The sequence below is a fragment of the Nostoc sp. CALU 1950 genome (genome assembly GCF_051172895.1).
GTDB lineage: Bacteria > Cyanobacteriota > Cyanobacteriia > Cyanobacteriales > Nostocaceae > Nostoc > Nostoc edaphicum_A.
The window spans coordinates 1-25775 of record NZ_JBDNJQ010000120.1 but is presented as its reverse complement, the minus strand read 5'-3'; the positions used below and the strand labels follow the sequence as shown (position 1 = coordinate 25775).

Annotated in this window: 18 protein-coding genes; 11 read left to right on the top strand and 7 right to left on the bottom strand. The window is 43.6% G+C overall.

All coding sequences use genetic code 11. The annotated features are described in order from the left end of the window. Nucleotides 1–436 precede the first annotated feature (436 nt). Nucleotides 437–2536 (top strand): YfbK domain-containing protein, encoded by a 2100-nt coding sequence (locus ABF638_RS26450; RefSeq protein WP_435025869.1) that lies wholly within the window; start codon nucleotides 437–439, stop codon nucleotides 2534–2536. A gap of 104 nt (nucleotides 2537–2640) precedes the next feature. Here ABF638_RS26450 and ABF638_RS26445 read toward each other — a convergent pair whose 3' ends face one another. Next, nucleotides 2641–5130 (bottom strand): VIT domain-containing protein, encoded by a 2490-nt coding sequence (locus ABF638_RS26445; RefSeq protein WP_435025868.1) that lies wholly within the window; start codon nucleotides 5128–5130, stop codon nucleotides 2641–2643. A gap of 175 nt (nucleotides 5131–5305) precedes the next feature. Here ABF638_RS26445 and ABF638_RS26440 point away from each other — a divergent pair, with 175 nt between their 5' ends. After that, the gene (locus ABF638_RS26440) at nucleotides 5306–5716 is read left to right on the top strand and encodes a hypothetical protein (protein ID WP_435025867.1); all 411 of its coding nucleotides are present in this window, start codon (nucleotides 5306–5308) and stop codon (nucleotides 5714–5716) included. Between the two features lie 9 nt (nucleotides 5717–5725). Further along, nucleotides 5726–6319, top strand: a complete 594-nt coding sequence (locus ABF638_RS26435; RefSeq protein ID WP_435025866.1) for a restriction endonuclease — start codon at nucleotides 5726–5728, stop codon at nucleotides 6317–6319. Nucleotides 6320–6331: 12 nt separating this feature from the next. Here ABF638_RS26435 and ABF638_RS26430 read toward each other — a convergent pair whose 3' ends face one another. Both ABF638_RS26430 and ABF638_RS26425 read right to left on the bottom strand, forming a co-directional pair. Further along, nucleotides 6332–7318 carry a DNA-methyltransferase gene (locus tag ABF638_RS26430; RefSeq protein WP_435025865.1) on the bottom strand — a complete coding sequence of 329 codons (987 nt, stop codon included), beginning with the start codon at nucleotides 7316–7318 and terminating at the stop codon, nucleotides 6332–6334. A gap of 45 nt (nucleotides 7319–7363) precedes the next feature. Then, a complete protein-coding gene (locus tag ABF638_RS26425; RefSeq protein WP_435025864.1) occupies nucleotides 7364–7612 on the bottom strand; it encodes a helix-turn-helix domain-containing protein in 249 nt (82 codons plus the stop codon). Between the two features lie 138 nt (nucleotides 7613–7750). Here ABF638_RS26425 and ABF638_RS26420 point away from each other — a divergent pair, with 138 nt between their 5' ends. The 3 genes from ABF638_RS26420 to ABF638_RS26410 are packed head-to-tail and all read left to right on the top strand — an operon-like array spanning nucleotide 7751 to nucleotide 9865. Beyond that, a complete protein-coding gene (locus ABF638_RS26420; RefSeq protein ID WP_435025863.1) occupies nucleotides 7751–7987 on the top strand; it encodes a hypothetical protein in 237 nt (78 codons plus the stop codon). A gap of 21 nt (nucleotides 7988–8008) precedes the next feature. After that, a complete protein-coding gene (locus ABF638_RS26415) occupies nucleotides 8009–8347 on the top strand; it encodes a hypothetical protein (RefSeq protein WP_435025862.1) in 339 nt (112 codons plus the stop codon). A gap of 12 nt (nucleotides 8348–8359) precedes the next feature. Beyond that, nucleotides 8360–9865 (top strand): NB-ARC domain-containing protein, encoded by a 1506-nt coding sequence (locus tag ABF638_RS26410; protein ID WP_435025861.1) that lies wholly within the window; start codon nucleotides 8360–8362, stop codon nucleotides 9863–9865. A gap of 426 nt (nucleotides 9866–10291) precedes the next feature. Here ABF638_RS26410 and ABF638_RS26405 read toward each other — a convergent pair whose 3' ends face one another. The 4 genes from ABF638_RS26405 to ABF638_RS26390 all read right to left on the bottom strand — a co-directional run bounded on the left by ABF638_RS26405 (nucleotide 10292) and on the right by ABF638_RS26390 (nucleotide 15615). Then, on the bottom strand, nucleotides 10292–12526 hold the full coding sequence (locus ABF638_RS26405) for a glycoside hydrolase (protein ID WP_435025859.1): 2235 nt from the start codon (nucleotides 12524–12526) through the stop codon (nucleotides 10292–10294). A gap of 130 nt (nucleotides 12527–12656) precedes the next feature. Then, complete coding sequence (locus ABF638_RS26400; RefSeq protein WP_012408256.1) at nucleotides 12657–12887, bottom strand: NifU family protein; 231 nt, start codon at nucleotides 12885–12887, stop codon at nucleotides 12657–12659. Nucleotides 12888–13435: 548 nt separating this feature from the next. Next, on the bottom strand, nucleotides 13436–15205 hold the full coding sequence (locus ABF638_RS26395) for an ATP-binding protein (RefSeq protein ID WP_435025858.1): 1770 nt from the start codon (nucleotides 15203–15205) through the stop codon (nucleotides 13436–13438). A gap of 173 nt (nucleotides 15206–15378) precedes the next feature. Then, on the bottom strand, nucleotides 15379–15615 hold the full coding sequence (locus tag ABF638_RS26390; RefSeq protein WP_181928319.1) for a hypothetical protein: 237 nt from the start codon (nucleotides 15613–15615) through the stop codon (nucleotides 15379–15381). 592 nt (nucleotides 15616–16207) lie between these two features. Between ABF638_RS26390 and lepA the strand changes: the two genes are divergently transcribed. From lepA to ABF638_RS26365, 5 genes are all read left to right on the top strand, one after another. Next, nucleotides 16208–18019, top strand: coding sequence for a translation elongation factor 4 (gene lepA, locus ABF638_RS26385; RefSeq protein ID WP_181928318.1), 1812 nt, complete (start codon nucleotides 16208–16210; stop codon nucleotides 18017–18019). A 327-nt stretch (nucleotides 18020–18346) separates the two neighbouring features. Further along, a complete protein-coding gene (locus ABF638_RS26380) occupies nucleotides 18347–21013 on the top strand; it encodes a PAS domain S-box protein (protein WP_435025857.1) in 2667 nt (888 codons plus the stop codon). A 455-nt stretch (nucleotides 21014–21468) separates the two neighbouring features. Further along, nucleotides 21469–22656 (top strand): glycosyltransferase family 4 protein, encoded by a 1188-nt coding sequence (locus ABF638_RS26375; protein WP_435025856.1) that lies wholly within the window; start codon nucleotides 21469–21471, stop codon nucleotides 22654–22656. 435 nt (nucleotides 22657–23091) lie between these two features. Further along, nucleotides 23092–24195, top strand: coding sequence for a helix-turn-helix domain-containing protein (locus ABF638_RS26370; protein ID WP_435025854.1), 1104 nt, complete (start codon nucleotides 23092–23094; stop codon nucleotides 24193–24195). 165 nt (nucleotides 24196–24360) lie between these two features. After that, nucleotides 24361–25701 carry a TonB-dependent receptor plug domain-containing protein gene (locus tag ABF638_RS26365; protein WP_435025853.1) on the top strand — a complete coding sequence of 447 codons (1341 nt, stop codon included), beginning with the start codon at nucleotides 24361–24363 and terminating at the stop codon, nucleotides 25699–25701. Nucleotides 25702–25775: the final 74 nt, after the last annotated feature.

Here is a 25775-nt window from a genome sequence, read left to right as displayed (position 1 = left end):
GGGCAAAGTCTCTAAAAGTCCCCCTTTTTAAGGGGGATTTAGGGGGATCTAAAACCTTTTACTACTTTTAAAACATTCTCTTTGAGGGAGCAAGGCTTTAAGACCCCACTGTTGCCTCAGATTCCCGCTTTCTTACGACAGTTCAGTGGGGTAAAAGCATCCGAGGATTCAACCCCGAATGATTTGCTACCCCTGCCCCTGCCTCCTTCAACATCTCCCGGTACGTAGTCATATCCCCTAATGGTAGACCGGAATGTTTAGTGTTGTATCCGCTACAGTTACCAAAACTGCAACGGTTATGAAATCCCAGGCTGCTCAAGACTATTCTAGGTAAGTAGAAACTTGAAATTTCAGAAATCCCGTCTAAAAAGACAGGGCTTCCACACATCCCACAAGGTTTTGAACTGATACACAAATTTAGTGTGAGGATTTAGCTATGTCTTACCCGATTCCGTCCAAAATGTGGCAGCGAGTCAGTATTGTGACACTGTTATTATTGATACCGTCAGTAGGAATTGCGATTTTACGTCAGTCTGCTACGGTTGCGGTTCCAGCTAATCAGACTCCTCCCAGTTCTACCCCAACAAGCTCCATTCTACCCAATCACCCTGACTACCAAGCACTCCAGGCATTGGTACAAAAGTATAGTTGTGTCGTTCCTGTGCAAAACTTTGGCACTCTTCCCCTAACCCGGACTGAGTTTGCCACCGTCTTGAATGCTTGTGTGAATCGGAGCAATGAGCTAATAGCGACTGACCCCAAGATAGTCACCCAAGGGGATATGAAAACCCTACAACGCTTGCAGTCAGAATTTGCACCTGAGTTAGCAACCCTCAGAAATCAGATAGATGAATTGGAAGCTCGTAGTCCCGTCACTCCAACTCAGGCTCCCAGAGAACGTACTCAAGCTGAGTCTACCCGAAAAACTCAACCAGTACCCACCGCCCCACTCTTTAGTATTCCCTCTGGCTCATCTGTGCAGGATCAAGTTTCTAATCGCCCTGTAAGCCCTACACGCCAAACTCGTGGCACTATTGGAAGGGTTGCCCCGGAACCACAAACAGGTAGCAGATTCAATACAGAAAACTACAATCGGATTGACGATAATCCCTTTTATCGCGTTGGTAATGAACCCCTTTCCACCTTTTCTATTGATGTAGATACAGCATCCTACAGCAACGTGCGACGGTTTATTACTCAAGGGGAATTACCACCCAAGGATGCAGTACGAATTGAGGAATTGATCAACTATTTTACCTACAATTATCCCCAACCAAAAGGCGATGCCGACGCTAAGAGCCAACGCCCTTTTTCCGTCACCACTGAAGTTGCTGCTGCTCCCTGGAATCCTCAACACAAGCTGGTACACGTGGGTTTGCAAGGTAAACGCCTAGAGAGTGAAACCTTACCACCCAGCAACCTAGTATTTCTGATTGATGTCTCCGGTTCTATGGATGACCCCAACAAATTACCCTTGGTGCAACAGTCCCTAAAATTGCTGGTGAATAAACTGCGTCCTGAAGATCGGGTAAGTTTGGTAGTTTACGCTGGGAATGCTGGATTGGTATTACCTGCTACTCCTGGTAGTCAGAAATCAAAGATTCTGGCGGCGATTGACCGCTTGGAGGCTGGAGGCTCCACTGCTGGCGGTCAGGGCATTGAACTCGCCTACAAAATAGCTAAACAAAGCTTCCTCAAGTCTGGTAATAATAGAGTAATTTTAGCTACCGATGGAGATTTTAACGTCGGGGTTTCCAGTGATGCCGACCTGACGCGATTAATTGAACAAAAGCGAGATCAGGGAATTTTCCTGACGGTGTTGGGATTTGGCACGGGCAATTATAAGGACGGAAAAATGGAGCAACTGGCTGATAAGGGTAATGGCAACTATGCTTACATCGATACCCTATTAGAAGCCAAAAAGGTTTTAGTTAACGATCTGAGGGGAACTCTGTTTACCATTGCCAAGGATGTGAAAATTCAGGTGGAATTTAATCCGGCGAAAGTTCAGGCATATCGCTTGATTGGCTACGAAAACCGCCTGCTGCAAAATCAGGATTTCAATGACGATAAGAAAGATGCAGGGGATATTGGGGCTGGTCATTCTGTGACAGCGCTTTATGAAATAATTCCCACCGGCACGAAAAGCGATGTGAAGCTACCAGAGATAGACCCCTTACGGTATCAGCGTTCTGGTGAAACTGCCTCGGATGCTGCTGGTAATGAGTTGATGCAGGTGAAACTGCGCTATAAATTGCCCCAGGACAGCACCAGTCAACTAATTACCCAAACCATCCAAGATGTTGATTTGAGAGCCGATCAGATACCCTCCACAAACCTGAGATTTGCTGCTGCGGTGGCAACTTTTGGGATGCTGCTGCGTGACTCTGAGTATAAGGGGAATGCTAATTATGATTTGGTGATGAAGTTGGCAACCCAAGGGAAAGGGGAAGACCAGGAGGGCTATCGGGGTGAGTTTATTCGCCTGGTGGAACAATCAAGGGGATTGATGACGAGGACGGGAAGTAGAGAGTAGGGAGTAGGGAGTGGTGTACAACCTACACCAAAGAAGCGATCGCCTGTTTGATTGCAGATATCAAAGGCGATGCCTACGGCGGGCAAAGCGATCGCTCTCTACTGTTATGGTTTAATGCGAAGTGTTAACAGCACTGTAGCAGTGTGTATTTGGGAAGGTAGCCAAGCTAAAAGCGATCGCCTAATTAATTCAATCACCGTCTGTTCCTTCAGCGATGAAGCCTGTTCATCCAGCACCAACTGTCTCACCCGTCCCTGACTAACCTGGAATTCAAACACCAAATCACCACCGAAACCTCTAGGGAGTTGAATTGCTTGCAAGTATTGAGTCAGCAGAGAAATCATCTGCTGATCCAATCCCGTGACGCTCACAATCTGTAAATGAGGGACAGAAGATTCTTCTTTCAATAAGACCTTTAAATCTTCCAATTGATCATCCACACCCATCTCTTCAAACTGTGGCATCACTTGTTCAGAAAGTGATGACAAGCGGTCAAAATTACTAAACTCATCAACATCTGCAAATCCAATTTCTGGCTCTGATGCTGGAATATCAGCTTCCATCGCCAATGACTCCATATCTTCAAAGCGTGCCATCGATTTTGCTGGAGCAGGTGCAGACATTGGTAATGGTGGCAGTGGTGCACATTGTTTCTTAGCTTCCCGGCGACTGCTTACCATTCCACCCCCAGGAGCAGCGCCAGCCGTAATGTTTCCAAAAATACCCTCATGGCTGATAGCTTCAGGTATTTCCACAGGTACTTGCACAGATACCGAATCCTCGTTGGGATTGACTCTAACATCATCACTGACGGCAACAAAAGCGGTATATTGCGATAACAGTTGATAAGCCAGAGCCGTATCTGTCACTGCTTCCACACCTCCCTTAGTGTCACCACTGACCATTTGATTCATTAAATCCTTGATGCGGGAACGTCCCCAAAGTTGAGCAATCGCAGGATTACCTGTTTGGGGAAAATTCAGGTGAAAACTGTGCTGATAACGCCTACCACCCGCAGCAATGCCGGTAACGTGCAACTTTCCAGAATGCGCGTCTGATTTGCGTCCAAATAGCACTAACGGTTGCTCTGCAAATAAATCTGGTGGTGTCGATGGATACATAATTGGGGATTCTCCATCACCTTCCCATTGCAATTGAATATTGGCGAGGACTGGATTATTGATTTGGCGGAAGAATTTTTCTACCACCTCATCTACAGGTTCATCGTGGCGAATAATCCGAGCAATACCCCGTCCTAATTCTGCAATCCGATTGAGTAAGAAACGATTCACCGAACTACCTGCACCAAAGCTATGCAGGCGGGTTCCTGGCTGGAGACGCTGTTTAACTTCTGCTAAAATTTGGTTTTCGTTGCCGATATAGCCATCAGTTAATAAAACAATATTTCGCAAGCGTCCCGGATTTGTGGCTTTTAAGTTTAAGACGGTGCGAATACCGCCTAACATCTCCGTTCCCCCGCCAGCGTTTAAGCGATTGATATAGTTGATTGCTAATAAACGATTTTGGGAAGTGTTAGGAAGAGGTACGGGTGAGAGTTGCTGTGTAGTATCAGAAAAATCAATAATGTTAAAGGTGTCGTCGGGATTGAGTCCATTGATAAAACGACGCATCAATTCCTGACATTGCATCAGTGGTTCGCCACTTTGAGAACCGGAGGAGTCTATGAGAAACACCATATCTTTGGACACAATCTCATCAGGACGGTACTCAAGGGCGGGAATCAGGTATAGTGCAAAGTGTCCACCCCGTTCATCAGCTTGAGTAAGCGTAGTTGTTTGGGTGTTATTACTGCTAACTTGGTAGCGTAAAATTAGGTCTTTGTTGGGTATGGTGTCTCCACCTCCTAATTTGACATTTACTAACTCTCCTTCACGGATGATTTGGATTTGGTGAGAGGGTGAGTTAATATCTTGAATTTCAACGCCAGCATTAATTTCTATGGTGACATTAATATCATGACGCGATCGCATCCCCGACGGTAAAATAGGAGCATTCAAGCGGGAAGCATCTGGAACTAAATCGGTATCTTGATTTAAAGTCATGGGTGCAATAGCTGAACCACCCCCGACTGCATCTTCTGCGATGGTGATTCCGGGAATGTAACGCGGGCCAACAACCATTGGGAAGACAAATTCGTAATTTCCCCCCTCAAATTTTAGGCTGTCGCTGTAGCGAATAATCACATCAATTTGTTCACCTGGTTTGATGTTTGCCAGGGATTGAGTGAAGATATTGTCTCGTTCTTGTTCGAGGAGTCCGGCTGTGTGTCCTTGTTTCCTGGCTTGTTCGTAGATGGCTACAGCTTCTTGGCGTTTTTTGATGCTGCCTTGAATTGTGCGATCGCCTATGCGAATCAGCATATCATCAACGGCAGCTTCATCGGGTAAGGGGAAGATATAAACGGCTTCTAGAGTAGTGGTAAAGGGATTTTCAAAGCTTTGGGTAACTTCCACTCGTGAGATGTTACCATCTATTTTGGCTTTTACCTCGGTGTGTTTGAGGGGAAAGGCAATCTGTTGGCTGGAGTTTTGCAGATATAAACCACTGGGTTGTTGTTCTAGGGTTTGAGTCATAATTTTTACCTGACGCTTTTGTTTCCTGTCTCTAGCGTAGGCGGGTTTTTCTGGGAGATATGCTCAGTTTTGTGCTCAGTTATTGGCTCAGTGAGCAAAGACAAAATTTACATATCATTTTTGTATCACTAGCTAAAATAGCTAGAATAGCTAAATTTTTGTTCAAAATCGCATTATGACTAGATTCCTTATTATTGATACTTGTGTATGGATTGGACTTGCTGGTGAACCAAAGCTTTATGGACTACTGGAAACTTTAAACATATCTCTAAAAGAGACAGACTTCATTTTAATATTACCAGAGTCAGTCAAAGTTGAGTTTGAACGTCATCGCGACAGTATAAAATCCGTTTGGAAGAATAAATGTAAGAGCCTAGTTAGTAATATAAAACAAATAAATAAACATTTCCCATCTCATGCAGAGGAGCTTTTAATTGTCCATCATAAGATTCAAAACACATTAGCACAATCTAGTTCTAATATTGAAGATAATCTAAAACAGATGCCCATACCTATAGAGTTACTTTACGCCGATTTTGGCAAGGCGATCGCTTTTAGCAGCATTTCAATGGAGAGAATCAAATAATCATATAGTATGAAAATTGTTCAAGAAGTTTCTTTAATCAGTGTTGGGAGTTTTGAAGAATCAAGGGATTGGTCTATCATTCGTACTGAAATTCGTGATGCTATCTCTCTTATTGTCCATCCTCCGGGTACATTAAATTTTACAATTAATCCTAAAAGACATGGTAACGGTGTCAAGCCAATAAAAGAAGCTTGCATGATTGCGTTGAGAGATAGATTTAGATGGAGGCTGGAAACTCCAATTCACTATGCAACAAAATCACCAGGAAAGGTGGATGCAACAAAAGTAATAGATGATTATCTTTTTGCTCTGGAGTGGGAAACAGGAAATATTTCCTCAAGCCATCGCGCAGTTAATAAGATGGTGCTCGGATTACTACGCGGTGTCTTTTTAGGTACTGCCTTGGTACTTCCAAGCCGAAAACTTTATCCTTATTTAACAGATAGAATTGGTAACTACGAAGAGTTAGAACCATACTTTGATGTTTGGCGATCTGTTCAGATCCAAGAAGGTTTTTTAGCCATATTCGTAATTGAACATGATCAGCTAGATAGCAACGTACCAACACTTACTAAAGGAACAGATGGACGTGCATTAGTCTGAAAGTTTCTGTTATTATGTAGAGTAAGGAATTGGCAGTTGCAGTGCAGTTGTTTTGCATTGCTTTGATTTCTTACTTCCTCTTGCGGATTCCCATTGTTCTATGATTCCGTTAGCCAAATTAGTTAATCTTTCTACTGCTGGATCTGTATCCCCAATTTCTGAACCAATCCAGTAACGTTGTAACTTTTCTGCTGCATAAAATGTCGTACCAGATCCTGCAAATGGATCAACCACAATTTGTCCAGGATTAGATGCCATTGTAATAATTCGCTCTAGCATAATTGGCGCAAGTTCATTTGCAACTCGTTTTTTGTGTTGACGATGCCGGACAGGTGGAATGTCAATCCACATTTCTTCTGCCAATGTCCATAAAATTTCATTACAATTAGCTTCAGAAACATCTTCCCAAACGTCTTTTGGCTCATCCCAAACATCCATTAAGTTAATACCTTTCTGGTTAAGTTTTTTGCGATGTCCACCATAATCACGAATTTCTCCACCGCAATGGCGACAAACTTGAATTGGGGTGTAAACTTTATTGAATACTGCTGGTTCCCCCTTAGTGTAATAGAGTAACCCGTAGTGAGCAGGAGACATTTTTTTCCCTCTGGGAAAAGCTTTCGGCATTCTGCAAGCAATCCAATGACGAAAACACATTCCTTGCTGATTCAGATATGCACCATATTCTATACACCATTTTGGCAAGTTAAATACAAATAAACTGCCACCTGATTTAAGGACTCGAATACTTTCATTAAGCCACTGTTGTGACCAGATTAAATATTGATTCGTCTCCATCTTATCGTTGACACCTTCACCATAGTCTTTACCAAGATTAAAAGGTGGATCGGCAAAGATAATATCTACAGATTCGTTAGGTAATGCTGACAAAAGTTTCAAACAATCTCCCTGATAGAGAATTCCATACTCACTCTTGTGAACTTGTTTTAGTTCTTGTTGAGTTGCAACATCAGTCGCAATCAGTTGAAAAGGCAGCATTAATTTAACCTTTACTAAGTTAGTATAGTTTGAGTCTATAAAACTTTATTGTCGATTGTCAATAGAGTTTTCTTGAGAAGTTGTACTGCGAGGTTGATAAGGTTTTCCAGTAGGCTGGTTCTGATATCTCTCTACTTCAGCAGATTCTATGTAGTAATAACGCCCAAGTTTATGAGCTATAATCTGGCCATTTTTAATTAAGTCGTGTACTCGCTGACGGGTTACGCTAAGTAATTTGGCAGTTTGAGCCACAGAGAGTAACTCAGGAGTGTTGTTAGAAGTAGAGTCTGTCATACTACGTATAATCTAGAATAATGCCTTAATTGCGCCGAGCAGTTTTACCGATATTGCATCCTAAAGTGTAAATATTATGATATAAAAACCGTTAACGAAATCCCATTCCTATCCTAATTCTGCTTTAGGAGTTGAAATATGAACGCTCACAAGATAGAAATAGTGTTAACTGAAGATGGAACCCTGACGCTACAAGGTTTACCTTTTCATGCAGGGGACGCTGTGGAAGTGATTATTCTGGAAGCTAAAACTCCAGATAACCAAGTAGCACTAAAACCCCAATCAAATACAAATTTTTATCCTTTGCACGATACACAGCCATACCGTTATGAAAATCCAACAGAACCCGTAGCTTTAGAAGATTGGAAAAATTGAAACAAAACATTGGTAAATAACATGAATTTAAAAGATATCAAGCAAAAATTATTTCCAGTTATAAAAGTAATATCTATAGTAGCGATCGCAACTGCAATCGGCTTAGAATTATGGAATATTCAAGCATTAACAACTAACAATCATCTACCTATTATCTTAAATCCAGTTTTGATAATTGCTCACTTGGCATTGTCGGCTCATTTCGTTGAAGGAATAATTGCCGCTTGTTATGCACCTGGGAAAAATCAAAAACCAATCCAATATGGAATTTATACTTTTTTTGTGGGTACAATTGGTTTATTAGAATTGTTTGAAAATCATTCCCAGATCCCCGACTTCTTTAAGAAGTCGGGGATTTAAAATTGTAGATGTATGTCAAACTCGCTGAAAGCCTCTGATTCAGGATTAGCAATTGTAGACAAATCTCGTCAACGTCTAGGTTGGACAAAAACTAGCACGGCGCGTTGGTGGCAAGATGCCCATACCTCTAGAGCTACTTTACGCCGATTTTGGCAAGGCGATCGCATTCAGCGAGAAATCTTCATCGGTATCTGTCAAGCTGTTGGTATTGTCAACTGGGAAGCGATCGCAGAATTATCTTACGCAGACTTAGAATCGATTGCAGACATCCCCACACTTTACCGAGACTGGAATGAAGCACCTGATCTCGAAAGCTTCTATGGACGAAATCAGGAATTGGCACAATTAGAAGAATGGATCACCAGTCAAAACTGTAAATTAATCACCATTAACGGTATCGCTGGTATTGGCAAAACCGCCCTAGCACTGGCTTTAGTAGACCGCATTCAGTCAAAATTTGATTGTTTAATTTGGAAATCTCTACAAACTTCCCCATCTCTCATTTCCCTGCTCAATAGCCTGCTAAACTCCTTTGAGCAAGGCGTTGTGCAAAATATTCAACAAGGTACAACACAACTTATACAGCAGTTACAAAAACATCACTGTCTGTTGGTATTGGATGGACTAGATGCCATTTTCTCACAGGCAGAAAACCTCAGTTATGGTCAATTTATCCAACAATTAAGTCGGGAACGGCATCAAAGTTGTATTATCATTACTAGCCGCGAACAACCAAAGAATATCGAAATTAATAGCAAAACATTTCGCTGTTTAAATCTCAAAGGGTTGCCAAAAAAAGCGGCTGTAGAATTATTACAATCAAGGGGATTTACAGGCAAAGAACTGGGGTTATCAGCATTAATTCAACTTTATCGCGGTAATCCTTTGGCGCTGAAACTGGTAACACCATTGATTCAGTCTGTATTTGGCGGGAATATTGCTGCTTTTTTAAGTCAGAATACTCTAATTGTGGGCGATCGCTTGCGTGTGATTCTCAAACAGCAATTTGAGCAACTTTCCGGCTTAGAGCAAGATATTCTCTACTGGTTGGCTATTTGGCAAGAACCTGTCTCATTCTCTCGATTGCAAACCCATTTGCTGATATCCGTTGACCCAGGGATAGTTTTAGAGGGGATTGTGGGGTTAGAAAGGCGATCGCTTTTAGAAAAATGGATCAGCGATTATGAACCCTCATTTACATTGCAACCCCTGGTAATGAAAATAGTGACAGATGAATTGGTGGAACATACTGCCCAAGAGATTCATCAAGTCGTCCAGAGTCATGATATTCGTCATTTCCAGATATTGCGAACCCATTGGTTGCTACGACCGGGTACTGACGATATTGCAGGCGATCGCATTTTAAACCAACTGGGGAAAAAGCTCTGGCGCTTTTATGGTGCAACTCTTCCAGAAATCCTGAATCAGATTTTGTTGTTGTTAAAGGGTCAATCTCCTTTAGCAATGGGTTACATCGGGAGCAATCTAGCGATCCTCTCAGGAATAGACTTGGTATGACCCCTAATAGACCAATAGGGTTCAGTTAAGCAAATTATATCTGTTAAGGCAGGCAGGGGGAGCAGGGGAGGCAGGGGAAGCAGGGGGAGAGAAAAAAGCTTAACTGAACTGTATTGCCCAATAGACCTCTTGCATAAATCAAAAATAAAGAACCCCACCCCGCATTTGCTGACGCAAACGCTCTCCTCCCCTTACCAAGGCTACGGTGTACACACAAGTCTTCTAGAGTTGCGCCACAGGCTTTTGATCCCTTAAAAAGGGGGACAAAAAGCTCTCAAAGTCCCCCTTTTTAAGGGGGATTTAGGGGGATCAATACACATTTTGCACCCAGCAAAAAGATGTGTGTACACCGTAGCTTACCAAGGGGAGGGGTTGGGGTGTTAAGGACTTTTGCAAGAGGTCTAATAACACCAAGGGTATTGAGTTCTAAGGCACCTCAATCGAAATCAAAGCATTTTCTGGCAAATAGTTGGCAAAACGCCCTTCATCCGCAAGCACCAAAATCAGGCGCAGGGAATAATCTGGCGGCACTTGCAAATCTGCCCACGGTACTGCCAACTCTAAACAATTATTTAAAGCTACTTGAGCGCGACTGAAACGGGGTTGCCATTGATAATTGTCTCCAGCTTCCCGAAACTGAATCGATTGCGTCAGCAAGTTAACTTCCAAAAGATGGTGGAAAAGGTAATTAAGTGGGGCTGCATCTGGTACATCTGCCAATGGAACTGGGCTATTAACCATTGTTTTTTCTGGATAGAACCACAGCAAATTTAACTCTGCTGGAAAACCCCGCCCTGGTGCAACGCCACCTTTAAAGTCCAGCCGCAAATAGAAATTGAGGTGATCCACCCCATACCAAAGTCGCTGGATGACGCTGCTATTGTGCATCGTCCCCCGCGCCCCGCCGATTTCTATGCGTCCAGCTTTATCCCAGTCTTGCTCATCACCCTTACCATCAATGACAGGATGAATAAATCCTTGTGGGGTGTGGCTTCCCTGTGCTTCGTGGATTTCCACTGGTTGCTTGAGGTAGGGCGGTACAGGTTCATTTAATGCCTTGTAAATGCCAAGCAGGTGTTCTCGAAACAACTGGTCAAAGATGGCATCCTGATTTGATGAGTGTCCTGCACCAAACCACCAAAACCAGTCAGAACCCTCTGCGGCATATAATGCTTCCCATGCTTCTGGGTTATTTTCTTCCGTCGCTTCGGGATGACTTGCCAGCATTTCCCTGGCTTCTGTCAAGTAATCCCAAGCACGATTTTTAGCGGGATCGCCGATCCAAGTGGTGAAACTACCATCCACCCAAGAACCACTATGTAGTTGTCCTCCGGGAATGGTGGCTGTGGCTGGAAATTCTTCGAGGAATTCGGAGACAGTGACGAGTTTAAGGTGGGGTTCATCGCTCAAGCTTTGATATAAAGCTTCTAGGAAAGGTTTACCGTCTTGGGGATAAAATTCCCAGCAATTCTCCCCATCTAAAGCGATGGTAACTAGCCAAGGTTGATCACTGTGACTATCTCTTTGCATTTTAGCGATCGCTTGCAAATGTCCCACTAAGTCCGCAGCTGCTTGTTTTGCTGGCATCGCACCGTAGGTAAAGCCAATCAAATCTGATAATCTGTGGTCACGAAACACAATTGACAAATCACCCTCGGCGGTTTGCAGGCGATAGGGTCGGTACAACAATTCTGGTTGCTGCACATTCCCCGCCCCATCCCGATGAAAAAAGTGTTTCAGCGTCCACCCTAAGACGGCTTCATCTGAGCATATCCACTTAAATCCTTGGTCAATAATGTGTGGAAGTGTCGCCGGACTTACTGACTGTTCCGAAGGCCACAAACCACGAGGTATCTGTCCAAAGCGATCTTTATAAAAGTCCCAAGCTTTCCGCAAGTGGCGGGGAATATCTTCTGCCCACTCAAATCGCTGCTTAGGTAGTGTCATATTGGGCACAGCGACCCGGCCGGAGTTAGTATCAGCGAGTAACGGTAAAATCGGGTGGGTGTAAGGCGTGGTAGTAACTTCTAGCTGTCCCGCCTCCTGCATTTTTCGATGCTGGGGGATAATGCGGCTGAGAATTTCTCGCTGTTTGGAATAAATGCGCTGGCGATCGCTTAAAGTAAAATTCCGACCCTGTTTTAACCAAGTAGCAATTTCTGGGTCATCCCAAAACAGCGGATCGATCCAAGCCAAATTGTGCCAAGCTAGCAAATCGCCATAATCTGGCAACTCCCAATTTGCTAAACACCAAGCTTGCCCTTTTTCCTGCCTTTGCTGGTACAGTTCGGCATAGCGGGGATGGGGGTCAATCAGCGTGTGGTGATTGGCATCAAAAAAGTGTTGGATAACGAATTCCCGCTGTTCCTGGGTGAGTTGTTCATCCGGTGTCAAGCTGGCTGTGAGGTAAGGATCAAAAGCAGTACCAGCAATATAATCTTCCAGTTGCAATATCAGCGATGGTACTAAATTCACCGTTTGGTGTAACTTAGGATACCGCTCTAATAGCAATACCAAATCCAAATAATCTTTAGTCCCATGTAAACGTACCCAAGGTAGACGGTACTGCTGACTTGGAGATAGCGAAACGCCGCTGCCAGGAGATTTGTACAGCGGCTGATGTTGATGCCAGATAAAAGCGATGTAAAGAGGATGGGACATAGCGAGTAATTAAGGGTTAGGGATTGGGGATTACAAATTAGGGATTAGGTATTAATGATAAATTATGAATGAAAAAATCCATTCTTCCCCAGTCCCCAGTCCCCAATCGCCAGTCCCCAGTCCCCAATCCCTACACTACTTGTTCAATTTCTGCAATTTCGGGAATCATTTCCTTAAGGCGGCGCTCAATTCCCATTCTCAGGGTCATTGCAGAACTGGGGCAAGAACCACAGGCACCTTGCAGGCGCAGTTTTACAACAGGCCCATCGAGTTCTACGAGTTCCACATTGCCGCCATCAGACATGAGATAAGGGCGCATTTCATCTAAGACTGTTTCAACGTTGTCAATTGTGAGTTCCATAGTTTAGACCTGCTAAGTGAATGATGGGCATTGGGAATGGGGCATGGGGCATTGGGCATTGAATAATAATGATCTCTGTGCCAGATGCGCCGTTACTCATTAACCATTATCCAAAATATTATTTTCCAGCTTTGTTAAATCGATCCTAAATCTAATTGTCGCTAGATTGTCAGGTGTCAGTTTTTAATGACTTTTGACTAAACCACTGCTGGTTTTAGCAACTTGATATTAGATTAGCTGAACAATTTGTTGTGCAAGCCCTCCTACTCTACTTTAGCTTGTGAAGTACTGAAGAGAACGCAAGGAGGTGAGAACAAGGAAGGTTTTTTCCCAATACCCCTCAAGAGTGCTGAGTAATGAGTGCTGAGTGCTGAGTAATGAGTGAGGAATCTCATTTTTTTTACTCAGAACTCGGAACTCGTAACTGTTTTGCCCCATGCCAAATATGGTTATTAAATAATAATTACTAAAAAACTTTAAAGCTTAAAACTCAAAACCCAGTATTACCAAGTATCTAAACTCAGCACTCAGCACTCAGCACTCATTACTCAACATTCAGCACTACTTATTGAGTCGCTATCACTAGATGAAACCATAACTGGTTGTTGATACAGTGGCACGGTGAATGTGACTGTTGAGCCAAGTCCTTCGCCTAGACTATAAAAATGTACCTCACCACCCATTGCCTCCACTAACTTCTGGGATATTGCCAGTCCTAAGCCTGTGCCGCCATATTGGCGAGTGCGGGAGCCATCCACCTGAGAGAATAATTGAAACAGTTTATCTTGTTTGTCTAACGAAACACCGATACCAGTGTCTGCCACACGTACTCTTACCATGCCAGGAAATTCCTGACCTTGAAAGTTCGGCTTCGCTTTTTTCAGTACTAAATCGGCGCTGACGGTGATGCCACCCTCGTGGGTAAATTTGATGGCATTACCTACCAAATTGAGCATCACTTGTAGCAACCGTTGGTAGTTGCTTTGGACAATGATTTCATCGGAAGTGGCAGGCATTTGCATCCCAAAGCTGAGGTTTCTCACTTCTGCTTGGGGACGCATGAAACTTTCTACATCACTAAATAGCTCATTTAGCTTGACTGGAGCGTAAGCTAGCTCCATTTTACCAGCTTCAATTTTGGCAATGTCCAAAATGTCGTTAATGATATTCAGCAGATGTATCGATAACTGATGAGCTTCTGCCAAAAATTGGTTTTGTTCTTCTGGGTCATCTGCCATCCCTTCCAAAATCAGCTTCAAGAAGCCAATCATGCCGTTGAGGGGGGTACGAATTTCATGGGATACATTAGCCAGAAACTCGCTTTTGAGGCGGGAAGCTTCTTCGGCTTTTTGACGCGCTGCTTCTAATTCTTTATATAAAGTAGCATGTGCGATCGCAGTTCCCAATTGATCTGCTGCTTCTTTTGCTAGTTCTAATTCCGATTCTGTTAATGTGTAGCACTCATCCTGCCAATTCAAGGCAACCAATCCATTTGCTTGGTCTTGATAGCAAGTTGCAACCACTAAAGTTTTCTGCCGCCCAGACTCTTTGTATCCAGGCACTTCCATCACAACTGGTTCTAGGGTTGCCAAGGCTTGAGCAAAAGCAGGCTCAGAAACTATATCTATTTCTGAGCCAAGTATTGATTTGAGTTCTGGCTGGCGATACTCAGCCTTCACCTGCACTTTTGAGCTAGAGGGCTGATAAGGACAAATAATACAGCGCTCTAGCCGCAGTGCTTTCCCCAAGCTATCAACTGTTTGCTGCCAAATAATATCTAAATCCAATGTCCGGCGAATATTTCTGGTAATGCGATTTACCAGTTTTTGGTGTTGCTGTGAACGTAAAGCCAACTCTATTTGTGTGGGCGTTTTTGATGCCACGCGCACTTGTTTTTTGTTGAGTGTCGCTTGCACTAAACGTCCCATCACTAAAACTGTAGTGGCAGTTGTTCCCAAACTCGGCATAATCGGACTAATCACTAAGTCCAACTCAAATAATTCCTGGTGGTAGCTAAACCAGCACTGAAACCTTTCTGGTATCAAACCCGTCAAAATTCGGTGCAATCGTTCCAAATAAGTAACCTTATCCACCGGAGCAAAGGTTTGGGACTGGTTCAGCTCGTCAACTATTTTTTCAGTATTTAACCCCAGGAGTTCGCTGTGCTGCCAATAAAAGGTCAGATAGCGCCCTGCCCCATCTTGCGTATACACCAACTCTGCTCCTAGAGCTGGTAATGAGCCATCAGTCTTACTGGTAATAGATTCCAGATTTTGGGAAAATACATTTGGCAATTGGGAATTGGCAGTAATAGTCATTAATTGAGTTGGATAGACAAAGGGTGTCCGACCGTAATTTTACTAAAGCCGTTAAAATTTATGCATAAACTTTTACAGCTTTTTTGTTTTTGATTGGGTATTTCTTGGTGTTCTGGAAACCAGATTGACAAACTTTACTTTTTTTAATTTCTATTGACAGCTGACTAATGGCGTCAATCGTTCCATTCACCGCGAGGAGGAACGGGGGTACGCACAGGCGTGCGCGTCAATTCATCATCTCTGAGAATTTCACCCCGCAACCACTGGCGAATCGCCACCTCAATTACTTTACTTGGGTCATTGGTGAGATGCTGAATTTGCTCTAGTAACTCGGAGTCTAGGCGGACAGCAATTTCTACCTTATCGGTTCGTGTGTTTTCCGCTTCGGTAGTTTTCTCTTGCATATTCATAGGTTTGATATACTCTGAATTGGTTTTGTCTAAAGCTTTGTAAAGCAGTTATATTCATAGTTCGGGCTAATTCGCTGAAAAATCTTCAAAGGGACAGTTATATAGTTCCCTGAAATAGCACCAAAGTAACAGGCTTGAAGTTTCAAATCACATTTTTCATATAACTGACTAGACAATAGCTCTAGAAGTTTTGCCGATAAATCAGTGATTCTGAGTAATTACGGGTCGTAATTGCCCATCATCCCTACATGATCCCTACATGTACTTATTTACATTTATTGTACGCTCCTAGCTGTTGAATACTAGCAGCGACAAATAGACTTTCATAATATTCTTAAAAGTCCACCTATTTAGATCGAAAGTTGAAGATGGAGTGAAGATAGGCAGGGGAGGCAGAGGGGCAGGGGAGGCAGGGGAGGTAGGGGAGCAGGGGAAGAATAATAACTCCTAACTCTTAACTCTTAACTTTTAACTCCTAACTCAGCACTCAGCACTCAGCACTCAAAACGGAGCGTCTTGGCTAAGAAAGCATTAAAATACATTAAGTAAATTGCTCTTTTAACTTTGGTTGCTGCTAAGGCAAAGATAGTATATGACTGACGTTCCCGCAGTTCGCATTCGCAATTTTTGTATTATTGCTCACATCGACCACGGGAAATCAACCCTCGCCGATCGCTTGCTACAAGCTACTGGCACTGTTGAAGACCGACAGATGAAGGAACAGTTTCTCGATAACATGGATCTAGAACGGGAGCGCGGCATTACCATTAAGCTGCAAGCTGCCCGGATGAACTACACAGCTAAGGATGGTCAGCAGTATGTGCTGAACCTGATTGATACTCCGGGACACGTCGATTTCTCTTATGAAGTCTCCCGCTCTCTTGTTGCTTGCGAAGGAGCGCTATTAGTAGTAGATGCGTCCCAGGGTGTGGAAGCGCAAACTTTGGCAAATGTATATTTAGCGTTAGAGAGTAACCTGGAAATTATCCCGGTTTTGAATAAAATCGATTTGCCTGGGGCTGAACCAGAACGGGTTATTAGCGAAATTGAAGAAATTATCGGTCTAGATTGCAGTGGTGCAATTCTGGCCTCTGCTAAAGAAGGAATTGGTATTGATGAGATTTTAGAGGCAGTTGTCGAGCGGATACCGCCACCGCCTAATACCATAAATGAACGCCTACGAGCATTAATTTTTGATAGCTATTACGACAGCTACCGGGGAGTAATTGTGTATTTCCGGGTGATGGATGGCACTTTGAAAAAAGGCGATCGCATCCATTTAATGGCATCCGGTAAAGAATTTGAAATTGATGAATTAGGTGTTCTTTCTCCGACTCAAAAGCAAGTTGATGAGCTCCACGCTGGGGAAGTAGGCTATTTGGGAGCGGCAATTAAAGCTGTAGCTGATGCGCGGGTAGGAGACACAATTACCCTCAGTAAGGCGAAAGCGGAGTCACCTTTACCAGGGTACGCAGAAGCAAACCCAATGGTTTTTTGCGGGATGTTCCCCATTGATGCTGACCAATTTGAAGATTTGCGGGAAGCCTTGGAAAAGCTGGAACTCAACGACGCAGCACTACATTATGAACCAGAAACTTCTAGCGCGATGGGGTTTGGCTTCCGTTGTGGGTTCTTGGGTTTGCTGCACATGGAAATTGTCCAGGAACGTCTAGAGCGAGAGTATAACCTAGATTTAATCATTACAGCCCCCTCGGTGGTTTATAAGGTGATTACCTTGAAAGGTGAGGAACTGTACATCGATAATCCTAGCCGCTTGCCTTCTCCCAACGATCGCGAAAGAATTGAAGAACCCTACGTCCAAGTCGAGATGATTACGCCGGAAACTTATGTCGGCGCTTTGATGGAGTTGTCACAAAATCGCCGTGGCATCTTCAAAGATATGAAATATCTCGCCCAAGGACGAACCACCCTTACTTACGAACTCCCCTTGGCGGAAGTTGTAACTGACTTTTTTGACCAGATGAAATCGCGATCGCGCGGTTACGCCAGTATGGAATATCACATCATCGGCTACCGTGAAAATCCTCTGGTGAAGCTGGATATTATGATCAACGGCGATCCCGTAGATTCCTTGGCGATGATTGTGCATCGAGATAAAGCTTACAACGTCGGGCGGGCAATGGCAGAAAAACTCAAGGAACTAATTCCCCGCCATCAATTCAAAGTACCAATTCAGGCATCTATTGGCAGTAAAGTTATCGCCAGCGAACATATCCCCGCCTTGCGGAAAGATGTGCTAGCCAAGTGCTACGGTGGTGACATCAGTCGGAAGAAGAAACTTTTACAGAAGCAAGCAAAAGGTAAAAAGCGGATGAAATCTGTAGGTACTGTCGATGTACCCCAGGAAGCTTTTATGGCAGTACTGCGCTTGGATCAAAACTAATAGAATTCAGGAGTCAGGAGCGGAGCCGGAGACGCTCCGCCTCCGGTCAGAATTCAGAATGAATGGGAGTGCAAGTGGCGGATAGTGCAGTGGTAGCAAGTACGCGATCATCTGACTGTGATATTTTATATTCCCTCACCATAGTTTCCCTATTCTGAATTCTGAATTCTGAATTCTTTAATTTTAATTACACAGGCTGTCAACAGCAGCTTCAAGTGCTTTCACAAAGCCAGACTGACTCACTGTTGGCTCAACCATCCTTGAGTGTGCCCCTAGTGCGGGATTTCTAACAGCAAAATATACTTTATTGTAGAAATTCAAAACATCATGAGTCGCAAGCGGGCCCAAGAAAAACTCTCTGAGGCAGAACAAAAGTATCGCACTCTGGTAGAACAAATTCCGGGCGTTGTTTATATCTCACCAATACATACCACTGTAAAAGAAGCTTATATTAGTCCGCAACTGCAACAATTATTGGGCATTGCTCCCGAAGATTGGAATCATGGTTTTTTGAATAGTTGGTTAGATTACACTCATCCAGACGATCGCGATCGCTATTGCCAAGCTGTAAACGCTACGATTGCTACCGGAGAGCCTTTGAGGATCGAGTATCGGATGATTCGGCGCGATGGCAGAATAATTTGGGTACGAAATCAAGCTAATCTCGTTCTGGATGCCGATGGACAAACTCAGTTACTTCAGGGTTTAGTGCTTGATATTAGCGCTCGTAAACAAGTAGAAGCTGCACTGCAAGAGAGCGAAGCGCGTTCTCGTGCCATCCTCGAAGACCAAACAGAACTGATTGCTAGAGGCTTACCAGATGGCACTTTTACCTTTGTTAATGAAGCTTACTGTCGATTTTTTGGACTGGAGCGAGACAAAATTATCGGTCAGCACTACAAACCTGTTGTGTTTGAGGAAGACCAAGAACGTGTGTTTAGTCTGGTAAATTCCATCAGCTTAGAAAATCCCGTTATCACCATTGAAAATCGCGCCGTAGCTTGCCAAGGAGTGCGGTGGACGCAGTGGATTATTCGAGGGATATTTGATGACCAAGGTACGATTGTAGAACTTCAATCCGTTGGACGAGATATTACTGATCGGAAACGGGTAGAACAAGCTCTAAGTGAAAATGAGCAAAAATTCCGGGCGATTTTCAATCAAACCATTCAGTTTATCGGATTGCTTGAGCCGAATGGAATAGTATTAGAAGCGAACCAAACAGCACTGGACTTTGCTGGGATTAGTCGAGAAGAAGTGGTAGGTAAGCCATTTTGGGAAGCAAAATGGTGGGCAATTTCCTTAGAGACACAAGAGCAATTAAAAACTGCGATCGCTGCTGCTGCTAATGGTCAACCTATTCGCTATGAAGTTGACGTTTTAGGTCGAGATCATCAAATTATCACGATTGATTTCTCACTACGTCCCATACTTGATCAAGCAGGGCGTGTGACACTACTAATTTCAGAGGGACGAGATATTAGTGAATATCAAGCAGCGCTGCGCGAACGCCACAAAGCTGAAGAAGCATTGCGCTCAAGTCAAGACTTTCTCCAAAAGGTTGCTAATACCGTACCGCACATTTTGTATTTGTTTGACCTCTTAAAAGGAACGAGCATTTATCTTAATCAGAAAAGTGTGACAGTTTTAGGCTACTCTCCAGAGGAAATTTGTCAAGCAGATCCGCAGTGGTTCATAAATTGCTTTCATCCAGACGACCGACATCTCTGCTATGACATACCAAGTCGCTTCGTCAATCTGCAAGACAATGAAGTTCTTTCCACCGAATATCGATTTCGACACAAAAATGGGGATTGGCGTTGGCTAAATACACGTGAAGTCGTATTTGCCAGAGATGCTAACGGTAGTCCGACGCAGATTCTTGGCTCAGTAGAAGACATTAACACTCGCAAACAAGCCGAAGCAATGCTGCGACAACAGGCAGAAGGGGAACGGCTAATTACTCAAGTAACTCAACAGATTCGGCAATCACTGAATTTGGAAGAGGTTCTGAATACAACAGTCAACAGTATTCGCCAGTGTTTGGGTTCAGATTCCGTAGCTATCTACCAGTTAGAACCTGACGGAAGTGGTAATTTTGCGGCGGAGTCATTGGGTGATGACTACCCCCAGAGATTAGAACTGACAATGCACCCATTTTCGCTCAACCAAGATTTTAGCGACTATTACCAGGGATTACCTAAAGTCTTCCATGATATTCAGGAGTCTGATTTTGCAGCCGATCTTTTTGAGTTATTACAACTCTATCAAATTAAGGCTGCTATAATAACACCGATTTTGAATGGAGAGCATCTATGGGGTTTACTGATTGCTCACCAGTGTGCCGCACCCCGTTACTGGCAAGCCTTTGAAGTTAATTTGTTGCAACAGTTAGCAAGTCAGGTAGCGATCGCGATTCATCAATCTGTACTTTACCAGCAAGTACAAGCTGCCAATGAAGAACTACACAGATTGGCTACCCTAGATGGCTTGACTCAAATAGCTAATCGCCGCCGATTTGATGAGTATCTTGAGGGTGAATGGCAGCGACTCAAACGTGAGCAAGTGCCATTATCTTTAATTTTGTTCGATGTCGATTTTTTTAAACTTTACAATGATAGCTATGGTCATTTAGCAGGAGATGATTGTTTGCGGCAATTGGCAAGTGCCCTCAAAAATATTGTTAAGCGTCCAGCCGATTTAGTCGCTCGTTACGGTGGGGAAGAATTTGCTGTGATTCTGCCTAATACAGAGATTCAAGGAGCAATCCATGTAGCTCAATCTATTCGACAAGCAGTATGCGACTTGGCCATTCCCCATGCTCAGTCTCGTGTGTGCGATCGCGTTACAGTGAGTCTAGGTGTTGTCAGCATTGTGCCAAATTGCGAAATTTCGCCACTAGACTTAATTAATGCAGCAGACAAAGCACTTTATATAGCCAAACAGCAAGGGCGCGATCAAGTTCATGCTGTTTGCGTCGTTACCCCTTCGTGAACTACCTCGCCGTAAAACGGACGTAGCTTCCCAATTCATCGGGAATAGCCTCCAGGACTCCGTAGTTCTATTGGTCTTACATTCCCTCCAAGGGCAGGAGTCCTGGTTCCCAAGACCCAAATCTTTTTCTTCTCCCAAGGGGAGACGCCAAGGGCGATGCAACATATACCTATCAGCTTGGTTTTCGCTTATGGCATTGATGGTCAAGACGCTAACTATAATACCATTAAAACCTGAGTTCCAAAACTGGCGCTCAATTATCTTAAATTACGAATTAGTATCATACCTTGCCTCCTGCCCCCTGCCCACAGTTGATAACCTTTGATAAGCTTTAACAAAATTACTGTTAAAAAATCTCAAAATTTTAGTAAAAGTACTCACTGCATTCGCCAGACTTGTATTTTTAGGTAAATGTAGTTATTTAGATATTTATAAAGTGTTGGGGAGTCTAGTAGATGAAGATACTGGTACTGAGTTGGGAGTTTCCACCAAGGATTGTTGGGGGAATTGCGCGTCATGTAGCGGAGTTGTACCCAGAACTAGCAAAGCTAGGGCATGAAGTCCATCTAATTACAGCGGAGTTTGGTCAAGCATCGATGTATGAGGTGGTTGAGGGAGTACACATACATCGCGTGCCAGTTGGACATAGTAACGATTTTTTCCACTGGGTAGTTAATCTCAACTTGAGTATGGGAGATCACGGTGGTAAATTAATCTTGGAGGAAGGGCCCTTTGATTTAATTCATGCCCATGATTGGTTAGTTGGAGATGCTGCGATCGCTCTCAAGCATAATTTTAAAATACCACTAATTGCTACAATTCACGCTACGGAATACGGTCGCTATAACGGTATTCACACAGACATCCAAGGCTATATAAATGGCAAAGAAACCCTGCTCGCTTACAATGCTTGGCGGATTATTGTTTGTAGCGACTATATGCGCCAAGAAGTAGAACGAGCGCTACACAGTCCTGGGGACAAAATCGATGTCATTTATAACGGTATCCGAGCCGAAAAGAAACAGCATCACATAGATTTTCATGCTCTGGATTTTCGCCGCCAATTTGCCACAGACCATGAGAAAATCGTTTACTACCTCGGTCGTATGACCTACGAAAAAGGCGTTCCTATATTACTTAATGCCGCACCCAAAATCCTTTCAGAAATGGGAGGTAATGTTAAATTTGTGATCGTTGGTGGCGGCAATACTGACCATCTCAAGCGCCAAGCCTGGGATTTGGGAATTTGGCATCATTGTTATTTTACAGGTTTTCTGTCCGACGATTACTTAGATAAATTTCAAACTGTCGCTGATTGTGCCGTTTTTCCTAGCCTTTACGAACCCTTTGGAATTGTGGCTTTAGAAAGCTTTGCTTCTCGTGTTCCAGTGGTAGTTTCTGATACTGGTGGTTTTCCAGAAGTGGTGCAACATACCAAAACAGGCATTGTGACTTGGGTGAACAATCCCAATTCTTTAGCTTGGGGAATTTTGGAAGTGTTGAAAAATCCAGGATATCGGCAATGGCTGGTGGATAACGCTTATGAGGATTTAGAGCGACGCTTTAGCTGGCCAAAATTAGCCAAGCAAACTGAAGAAGTATATCAGCGAGTTGTGCAAGAGCGATCGCAAATCGCCTGGTAAAATATATCCCCAACTTTTTAAATAAGTCGGGGAGCTAAAATTTTATTTGAATTGGCATAAATCCGACTCAATCAAATTTAGCCACTTTGGTGTCCGCGTGTCTGCTCCCAAAAACCCCCCTTTTTTTGCGGACATCGGACACGCCTACTCCACAGACACAAAACCATGAAAGCCTTACACAGAATAGGTATTGGCAGACACCACTACAGACACGAGCATTATTCCAAGTGTCTGAATCGTGTCTCTTGGTGTCCGCTAGACACCAATAATCAATCAGTCCTTTAAACAGCCCAACTTTATTACAGAATTATCAAAACAATGCTGAAAATTGTAATCATTGAAACAGAACTATTTACGTTATTAGCTATTAAGACTGGTATATATACCCTTCTGTGGCGCGTACAGTCTGGGATTCATTAAAACACTGTTCATTTGATGCACAAAGCCATCGCCTCTGTTGATCTGCATAATCTATATAGTGGTAAATTTATTGATAATAATTTGCATTTATCTGCCTCCACCATGACCCTTATCCTCAGCCAATCGGACTTTGACGAACTGTGCCAACAGGCTCCTCAACCCCAGGTGGAAAATCTCGTACTGGATAGCTTTGAGGAGCTTGAGGGCGTGCCGGAAATCCTGGGACGGGGCTACAATCGCGGTACGAAGCTATCGCCAGGGGTGTGGTTGGATTTCTCAGATTGCGAATATAACCAGGACTTGATGGTGAAAACAACTGCCCACAACCATCCGATTCAGTTCACGATTTTCCTATCAGGCTTTATTTACTTTGATGATCTTCATCCTAATATCGGTGGAACGCATAGCTACTTTTCTGGTAGTGGAATTTCGCCTGGCTACATTGAAAAGCATCGCGCTGGAGAGCGTTTAATTTTTGTGAATGTAGAGATTGAGCCAGAAGTGCTAGACTCGTTTTTGCTGGAGGATGGGCAATACGGTTCTGATATTCAGAAATTGCTGTTTAAAGGAGAAGACTGGAAAACCTCATTTTATCCCACAGTGACACCAGCAATGCGATCGCTTGCTCAACAAATGTGGAATCCACCTTATCGTGGTGCAGCAAAGCGGATGTATCTGCAAGCGAAGGTGTTTGAAATAGTAGCAATATACCTGGATTTAATTTCCGCAGAGCAACAGCCAATTCATGATATACCAGGGCTGAAACCTGATACCATCGCCCGTATTCACCACGCTAAAGACATTTTGACTAAACAACTAGAGCATCCGCCATCACTGTCAGAACTAGCACAGCAGGTAGGAGTCAGTGTTCGCACTCTCCAGCGAGGTTTTTCTGCACTATTTAAAACAACTGTGGTGGGTTATTTGACACAGCAAAGGTTACAGAAGGCAGAAATTTTATTACGCCAAGGAGATGCCTGCGGCGGGAAACGCAAAGTCGCAGAAGTGGCATATATAGTGGGATATGCCCACCACAGTCGCTTTGCAGCAGCATTCAAGCGGCAGTTTGGCATCACGCCTAGCCAATGTTTGGCAGGGAAAAAGGCGTTTTTCGGCTAACAAATTGGCGTTTTTTGTATAGACACTACACAGTCAACTTCTCTACACTAACCTCATTATTATCAAAAATAATTAGCAACAAAAGTTTTGATTGCTGTGTGAGGAAGTATGAGGGGTTGGTGTTTATCTGTTCGTCTATCATTTTTAATCAGTCTTTCGGGATGTTTGAGTATTGTTGCAGTTTCATCGGTATGGGCTGGTGAGAAACGGCAAGATGTAGACATACAAATTCAAACAAGTTCTCAAATTCGCCAATTGGGCGAAATAGAACTTCCTGTTACTAATGCCCAACTGCTAGTGCAGTCACCAACTCCCAGCAATCCCCCTGTTGTTGAGGGAAGTATTGTCACAATTACGGGAGTGAAAGCTAATTCTACAGATAAAGGTGTAGAGATAATTTTAGAGACAACCCTTGGTGAACAACTGCAAATCACAAATCGCAGTGCTGAGAATAACTTTATTGCAGATATTCCCAATGCTCAACTGCGTTTATCCAATGGTGAGGCGTTTACATTCCGCTCGGAAAAACCAGTTGAGGGAATTACCGAGATAACAGTCATAAATGTTGATGCAAATACTGTGCGAGTGGCGGTGGTAGGTGAGAAAACTTTACCAACTGTTGAGTTATTTGATGATGATGCAGGGCTGGTTTTGGCGGTAGCATCTACAGCAACGGCGATACAGCCACCAGAAACACCGCAAGCTCAAGAGGAACCAGCAGCGCAGCAGGATGACCCGATCGAGTTGGTGGTGACGGGGGAACGGGATAGTTATCGCGTACCGAATGCAAGTACAGCGACGCGGACGGATACACCACTACGAGATATTCCCCAATCGATTCAGGTTGTACCGCGACAGGTGCTAGAAGATCGAAGTATCCAGCGGCTAACTGAAGCATTAGAGACAATTAGTGGTTTGGTTGAGGGTGGTGACAATTCAGGATTTCTTCCTGGAGCAACTGACATTGCTATTCGAGGGTTTTCTACCAGAAGAAGTGGAAACTTTCGGGATGGTTTGCGAAGTGAGACTAGCAGCAGCTTTACTCCCATTGGAGCGATCGAGCAGATAGAGGTGCTAAAAGGACCAGCATCTGTATTATTTGGAGCATTAGAACCTGGTGGAGTAATTAACTTTGTAACTAAGAAACCCTTGTCTGAACCTTACTACAAAATTGGATTTGAAGCAGGCAACTATGGATTTTATCAACCCAGCATTGACTTATCAGGATCTCTTAATGAGGACAAAACTGTCCTATACCGCCTAATTGCTGCCTACCAAGGTGGAGGTGATTTCAAAGACTTCACCTTTGCCCAAAAATACATAGCAAGCATTACGCCTTCAATTTCATTAAAATTAGGTGATCGCACAAACCTAAATCTTTTTTATGAATATGGAAAGAGTGTTTCAAACCCTACTTATGAACCTCTCAAGAGTGATGGCAGTTTAATACCTAGAAATGTTACACCTTACTACTTTGGAGGGATAGAGATTGCAAATCCAGGGTAAGCTCATCTAATTTGGTATAAGAGGGTGTTTGAAAAGTAGGTCAGGGTGTAAAAAAGCTCTCTCAGTATAAGCTG